Annotated in this window: 8 protein-coding genes; 4 read left to right on the top strand and 4 right to left on the bottom strand. The window is 63.1% G+C overall.

The annotated features are described in order from the left end of the window. Window positions 1-127 precede the first annotated feature (127 nt). A complete protein-coding gene (locus G3T14_RS22710) occupies window positions 128-307 on the bottom strand; it encodes a hypothetical protein (protein ID WP_163644776.1) in 180 nt (59 codons plus the stop codon). 104 nt (window positions 308-411) lie between these two features. On the opposite strand from G3T14_RS22710, the gene G3T14_RS22715 reads away from it, so the two are divergent. After that, window positions 412-1,692, top strand: a complete 1,281-nt coding sequence (locus G3T14_RS22715) for an IS66 family transposase (protein ID WP_163644777.1) — start codon at window positions 412-414, stop codon at window positions 1,690-1,692. 198 nt (window positions 1,693-1,890) lie between these two features. Here the strand turns inward: G3T14_RS22715 and G3T14_RS22720 are convergent, their stop codons facing one another. The 3 genes from G3T14_RS22720 to G3T14_RS22730 all read right to left on the bottom strand — a co-directional run bounded on the left by G3T14_RS22720 (window position 1,891) and on the right by G3T14_RS22730 (window position 3,136). Then, entirely contained in the window at window positions 1,891-2,115 is a 225-nt protein-coding gene (locus G3T14_RS22720) for a hypothetical protein (protein ID WP_163644778.1), read from the bottom strand. A gap of 77 nt (window positions 2,116-2,192) precedes the next feature. After that, entirely contained in the window at window positions 2,193-2,459 is a 267-nt protein-coding gene (locus G3T14_RS22725; RefSeq protein ID WP_163644779.1) for a hypothetical protein, read from the bottom strand. Window positions 2,460-2,461: 2 nt separating this feature from the next. Beyond that, window positions 2,462-3,136: an AAA family ATPase gene (locus G3T14_RS22730; protein ID WP_163644780.1), complete on the bottom strand. Its 675-nt coding sequence runs from the start codon at window positions 3,134-3,136 to the stop codon at window positions 2,462-2,464. A 485-nt stretch (window positions 3,137-3,621) separates the two neighbouring features. Between G3T14_RS22730 and G3T14_RS22735 the strand changes: the two genes are divergently transcribed. From G3T14_RS22735 to G3T14_RS22745, 3 genes are all read left to right on the top strand, one after another. Further along, window positions 3,622-4,467 (top strand): hypothetical protein, encoded by an 846-nt coding sequence (locus G3T14_RS22735; RefSeq protein WP_163644781.1) that lies wholly within the window; start codon window positions 3,622-3,624, stop codon window positions 4,465-4,467. Between the two features lie 218 nt (window positions 4,468-4,685). Continuing rightward, a complete protein-coding gene (locus tag G3T14_RS22740; RefSeq protein ID WP_163644782.1) occupies window positions 4,686-5,267 on the top strand; it encodes a hypothetical protein in 582 nt (193 codons plus the stop codon). Window positions 5,268-6,018: 751 nt separating this feature from the next. Next, window positions 6,019-6,243, top strand: coding sequence for a hypothetical protein (locus G3T14_RS22745; protein ID WP_163644783.1), 225 nt, complete (start codon window positions 6,019-6,021; stop codon window positions 6,241-6,243). Window positions 6,244-6,312 lie beyond the last annotated feature (69 nt).

Here is a 6,312-nt window from a genome sequence, read left to right on the forward strand (position 1 = left end):
CTCCGCTTGAATCACAACCTACTCAAATCAATCAATATGTTGCCGAACAGACACTAAGTGTCGCGCGTAGAAAGAGAACGTTTGATCCGAACACATGTGTCCGCGATACCTGGATGCGAATTCACCCTCACGCCTGCCCCTGCGCATCCCGGCTGTTCCTGAACCGCTCCAGGAATGCGCCGGCCGTATTCTGCACCGCCAACATGCGGGCGATGAACTGATCCGCTACGGCGTCGTCATCGGGGATCGCACGCACCGCGTCCGACAGGGCGTCCACCTCTTCGGACAGGGCGTGCAAGGCGCTCAAGGTGGCCTGCCTGTAGATGGGCGTGTCGCAAAGACTTTTGCCGCGGAAAATTCGTAATTACCCACCCCCTTGCGCGGGTGGGATTTCGCTGATTCCTTCGTGGGATGGGCCGAAGCGATCTTGAGCGGCTGAGCCGCGAGGAGCTGATCGAGCTGGTGCTGCGGCTGCAGCGTCCGGACAAGACCTCGCGCACCTCGTCGAAGCCGCCCGCGACAGATCGCAAAGAGCAACGTGAGCATTCCAAGCCCGGCGGCGCGAAGCCCGGTCACGAGGGCCACAGCCGGATGATCAGCGATGATCCGGATGCGGTCGTCGACCATCGCCCTGAGCGTTGCCCGTGTTGTGGCGGCGTCCTGCACGGGGATCTTCCCGCGGAGGTCGTCAGCATGGCGGAGCGGATCGAGCTGCCGGAGATGGCGCCGATCATCACCCAGCATCGGCGGCTGGCGCTGCGCTGCCCCTCTTGCGCGACACGGGTCGTCGCGCCCGTTCCGGAAGCGGCGCGAGGAACGCCGTTCGGCCCACGGCTTCATGCCGTAGCGACGTATCTCAAGACCTTCCAGGCGCTCTCCTACGAGCGGCTCCAAGCGGCGTTGAACGACCTGTTCGGTCTCATCCTCAGCCAAGGCGCCTTGATGAACCTGCTCCGACGGGCGCAGGGGCGTTTCCGCTCAGGCCGCGAGGTTGCGGTCTCGGCGCTGCGCCGCGCCGATGTCGTCGCCTCGGACGAGACCGGCGTCCGCATTGAGGGGAGCAACGCTTATCATTGGGTCTTCCGCTCGGCAGAGGCTGTCGTCCATCAGGCCTCGCCGACGCGGGGCGCCATCGTGGTGCGTGACATGATGGACGGACACCGGCCCGCGGTGTGGATCTCGGATCGCTATACCGCCCAACAGGGACACGCCGCCGAGCATCAGACCTGCCTGGCGCATCTCGCCCGCGACGTCGCCTACGTCGTCGAGGCGAGCGACGATCCGGTCCCCTGGCGCCTGCAATTCTGGCTGCACTCCGTGTTCGCCCTGGCTGAGCACGTCACCGATCTGGCCGCCTCGACGCTGGCCACCAAACGCCGGACTCTGGATCGACAGCTTGGAGCCATCCTTGCCACGCCGAGCCGCTGTGACCTGACCCGCGACCTGCAGGCCAAGATCGGCCGAGCCCGCCATCAGCTCCTGGTCTTCCTCGACCACCCCGGTGCGGTCGAGCCGACAAACAACGGCTGCGAGCGCGCCCTTCGCCCGGCCGTCGTCCAAAGGAAGGTGACCAATGGCTACCGCGCCATGTGGGCCGCCGAGGGAGAGGCAGCGGTCCGCACCGTCGTCGATACCGCCCGCCTCGCCGGCGCCCCCATATTCGGCACCATCCTCAAGACCGTCGGCGCCTGAACCCAACCATCACAGGCGTGGGTAATTACGAAAATTCTGCTCTCGGCACGAGTGCACCTCAATCCGCCGGGGTGGTTCCGACCCCATCAGACGGCTTCACCGACCTAAATGAGGCAGGTCATTAGGCGGTGAACAGGCACCCCAATGCCCTGATGGAGAAGATTATTTCGGCTGTTGAACGTTTGCGACACGCCCGTTCTAGTCGCGCAACGCTCCGCGTAACTCCGGTACCGCAGCCATGTTGACCGCGATCCGGCGCGCCTCGTCCTTCGTAATGCGGTTCGTTCCGTTGGGTCGCTGCGGGTCTTCCCCGAACAGGACGTAGGCCAACACGAACCCGGTAGCGTCCTCGATCTGGAAGGAACTCTCGCGCTCAACAACGGTCCAGGGCGCGGGGAAACGGCGGAGGGTCGGCTCGGTCATGAGGATAGCATCTCGTAGATACTGATTGGATATCTCTGAGAGATCTTTCGGAGATCGGTCCAATTTTGGACCGATCTCTATCCGGCATCCCGTGCCAGCTTCTCGGCGATGGCCTGGAGGATCCAGGTGTTCCGAGGCAGGCGGACTACGCTGGCCTTGCGCGCCACTTCGAGGCGGTCGAACAAATCGGTATCAGCCGGGAACTTGAGAGGGTGCTGCGCGCCCTTGGCGATTTTCTCTGCGGCCACCGCCTCGGCCGGCACTGAACCGCCCTTGCTGATGAATGCCTCAACCGGATCGGCGGCCTTGGCGACTGGCCGGGTAGGCTTTGCACTGAGGGCCATAGCTAGATGCCTTCCTGATTTCCGGAGGATATCCGCGAGGCATCGAAGAGATGCCGGAACAGGGCGCCGACTTCCTCGGATGCCTTCGGGTCCTGCTGGCGTAGCTCGGTGACAGAGAGACCGGCCGCCGCGGCGTGCGCAAACGCCTTGCGAGCCCCGAGGCTGGTCGTCAGGAACTCGAGTCCAGGTTTGGAGCGAATCAGTTCGGCGGCCTCGGCATTCTCGCCGCCGCGAGCCTCGGCCCGGTTGATGAAGGCCAGGGCCCGCAGGTCTGGGTTTACCGCCCGGGTTTCCTCCACGAGCTCGGCCACCTTGTCGAGCGTCCACACGTCGAAGGATCGCGGCGCGAACGGCACAAGGTAGGTGTGGCAGATGGAGAGGGCCGCGCGCTGGCTTACCGTGTCACGGCCGCCGGTATCTATGACGACGTGTGCGTGCTTCGGGGCGAGCCGTTGCACCCCAGATCGAACGGCCGCTCCGGTTAGGGCGATGCAGGTGTAGCCGGCGCCGCCGGGCCGGGACGCCTCGCGGAGGTTCGTGAAATCGGTAGCGGTCTCTTGGTCGTCCGCGTCCACCAGGAGCACGTCATGCCCGGCCGCCGCGAGCATGATCGTGAGGTTGGTGGCGACCGTACTCTTGCCGGAGCCGCCTTTCGTTCCGCCGACGACGGTGATCATGGATCTACTCCTGGCATGCGCCCGATATCGCGAGGATATCTAGCGGGTCTCCGGTTGGCATCCGGTTAACATGCTGGCGGTATCGGCTGGAAGCCGAATGGAGTCGATGGGGCAGAGGAGGGAGACGAGGCGGGTCGAATGACCTTTCGCCGTGCGGTACGGCGAAATGGCCTTGCGGGCGCCGCCGTCCTCTCCCCGCAACGTTGACTTAACCATGCCGGCCGGCCGACATACCATGTCCGGTCGCGCTCGTTCCAACGAGTCGGACGGATGTCAGGAGAGATCACCGCCGCGAGATAGACCCTGAAACGACTACGGCCCCCCAGACGCCAATCTGGAGGGCCGCGAAATCGAGTGGTCTGTGAGGAACCGAACAATCCCTCACAAGCCATATGCCCCCCTCGGGTGTCAAGCAGGACCGCCAAGTCTTGCACCGATGAGTCGTGCCTGGACCCCTGCCTGCGGCCCGTAAGGGACCGAGGACGATGCATGTTGAGGACATGGCTGCGGCCATAGGCCGGGCGCACGGTGCTGCGCTCGATGAGGTGACGCGCGCGCTCTGGGCGGGTGTGGCGGCAGGGGAGATTGGCGACGAGGACGCGGGGCGGCTGGCCGAGGCGATCCAGGCCCGGCGTGCGATGGGCAGGAGTTTCGCGGCCTGCCCGCAAAACCTGCCTGTGGGTCAGGTTATGGTTCTCCCCCGACCTGGGGAGAACCCAACCATCAGAGTAACACGAACGGTTGCTCGCAAGCCGCAACGCCCCCCTGTCCGATCCGAGGCGATTGAGCGCCGCCGGCGGCTAGCCGCGTCGGGTCCTATGCCGCCGGCCCTCGCCGCACGGTTCACCACTGGCGAACTCGCCGTGCTGCGCATTGTGGTCGACGAGGCCCAGTCCCGCGGCGCGTGCGTCCTCTGCCTCGATGCCATCGCAGCCCGTGCCGGCGTGTCCCGCACCCTGGCCAAAAACGCGATCAAGCAGGCCCGCCGCCTGGGCATGGTCGAGGTCCGCGAACGCCGCCGCACAGGCGCCAAAAGCCTGCCGAACGTGGTGACGGTGATCGACCAGGAATGGCTCGCGTGGATGAAGCGGGGGCGGATTGGTTCCCCAAATCGGGGGGATCAATCCAAATTTGGATCGATAAGGACGTCGGCCCAAAACTGGGCCGACATTATAGGGGGCAGAAAATCGACCACCGCGGATACAAAAGGTTTACGAGAGGGAGGAAGCGGGTTGGTTCAGACCTCTAAATGCGGGGCAGGCGCTGATAAGCGGTCGTCCTCTGCACCTACCTTGAGGTGCAAGCCAACCGCGCGAAGCCTGCCAGCATGAGCGAAAAACGAGTTCGGATTCGGCGCAGACAACGCCTCATTGCTGAGAACCCGTACTGCTGCCTGTGCGGTGGTGGTGCAGCCTCGACGAGCGAGGATCACATTCCACCTCGAGGATGCTTCCCTCCAGGAAAACATCCGGAGGGTATAGAATTTCCGGCGTGCGACGACTGCAACCAAGCAACCCGGCCGTACGACGATATATTCGGGTTCTATGCAATGGCTCTCGACTTCAACCCGGAAAATCTAGAGGAATCTGCGTTCCATAAGAAAATATCTGGAATATCAAACAACTATCCGGGCGCTTTACCAATATTTGACTGCACAGCAAACCAGAAACGATCCGCTCTCAAGAGGATGGGGATGCAGCGCCTTCCCGGCCAATCTCTCTCCGACATTGGCGTGTTTACGCCACCGGCGGAATTACTCATGGCCGCACGCATTGTTATCAGAAAGATGACCTGCGCTATTTATTTTAGAGAAACGGGGAAAATACTTCCTCGTGAATATCGTATCACTGGTAGCTGGCAGCAGATGCAGGATACGCAGCGCGCGCCACTAGTTCGCTATTTCAACGAGCTGCTGCCTGAGTATAGGCAGCCTATGAGAGGCAATATCAGAAACTACGGCATGCGCTTATGTTACAAGTTCGGCTATCTGGAGAGTGAGAACTTTTTAGCCTTCGTTGCTCAGATCGGAGATGGAATCATCGTCAATGGTATGACGATCGCTCCGAATGCATCGCTGCCGTCGCCGCTGAAGATGCCGGTTTGGCAGGTTGGAGCACCATGGGCTGACTAGCGTCAGCCCTTCTGCGCCCGCCGGGCCCGGGCCTCAGGTGAGCGGCGGTATCGGCTCGCGCCGGCCGGGCGAGGCTCGACAACGACCTCCTCTGGCTCCCCGCGGCAAGCGAGGATGAGCGGGCGTGTCGCAAACGTTCAACAGCCGAAATAATCTTCTCCATCAGGGCATTGGGGTGCCTGTTCACCGCCTAATGACCTGCCTCATTTAGGTCGGTGAAGCCGTCTGATGGGGTCGGAACCACCCCGACGGGTTGAGGTGCACTCGTGCCGAGAGCAGAATTTTCCGTGGCAAAAGTCTTTGCGACACGCCCACTAGAACGAGCGGTCCTGAGAGCTTGAAGGCACGGACATTGCCTCGCCCCATGCCCATTCTCAGCGAGCGTATATGGAATTGTCATTCAATCCCTTCTGGCAGGGCGTGTACGCCTTCAATGACGGATCAGGCCTGGAAGCCTGTCCGTTCCCTCGCGGTTCGAGCGAAGCCTACTTCTGGCATGAGGGTTTTGACCTCGCACACGCCTTGGTGAATGGCAGGGACGCAAGGGCGCGTGCGTAACCGGCAGCGCAACAGGAAGAGCCTCCCATTGGCTGCCGGGCCGACGCTCGATCGCATGGGAGCAAATGAGCGTCAGCAGAAATGCCAATCGCATTGCTCGTGCCACTCGCACGAATTCGTGCGTCCAGGATGGTGGAAGCACCTGACCGGCTGAGGTAGACCCGCCGCCCCGACGGGCGGGGCAGGGGACAGCATGACCATCACGGGCCAGCGCACCGCCGAGTTCCTGGCCGTGGTCATCGAGAACGCCGAACTGCGGCAGACCCTGGCCGAGGTCCAGGACCAGTGCGTCGAGCTCGCCGTGGATGCCGGGGAGATGCACGCCGAGAACACGGAGCTTCGGAGACGTTTGGCCGAGGCAGAGCGGGAGCGCGACGCGTGGCGCGCGGAGGCCGAGCGGGTCCGGCGCACGGGCTGAGACCGCGACTATGCGGCCAGAACGAACGAACCGGCCCACCTGATACGCATAGGCGGACAAATCCGGAAC

Origin of the sequence: Methylobacterium sp. BTF04, from assembly GCF_010692745.1 — a bacterium.
Lineage (GTDB): Bacteria > Pseudomonadota > Alphaproteobacteria > Rhizobiales > Beijerinckiaceae > Methylobacterium.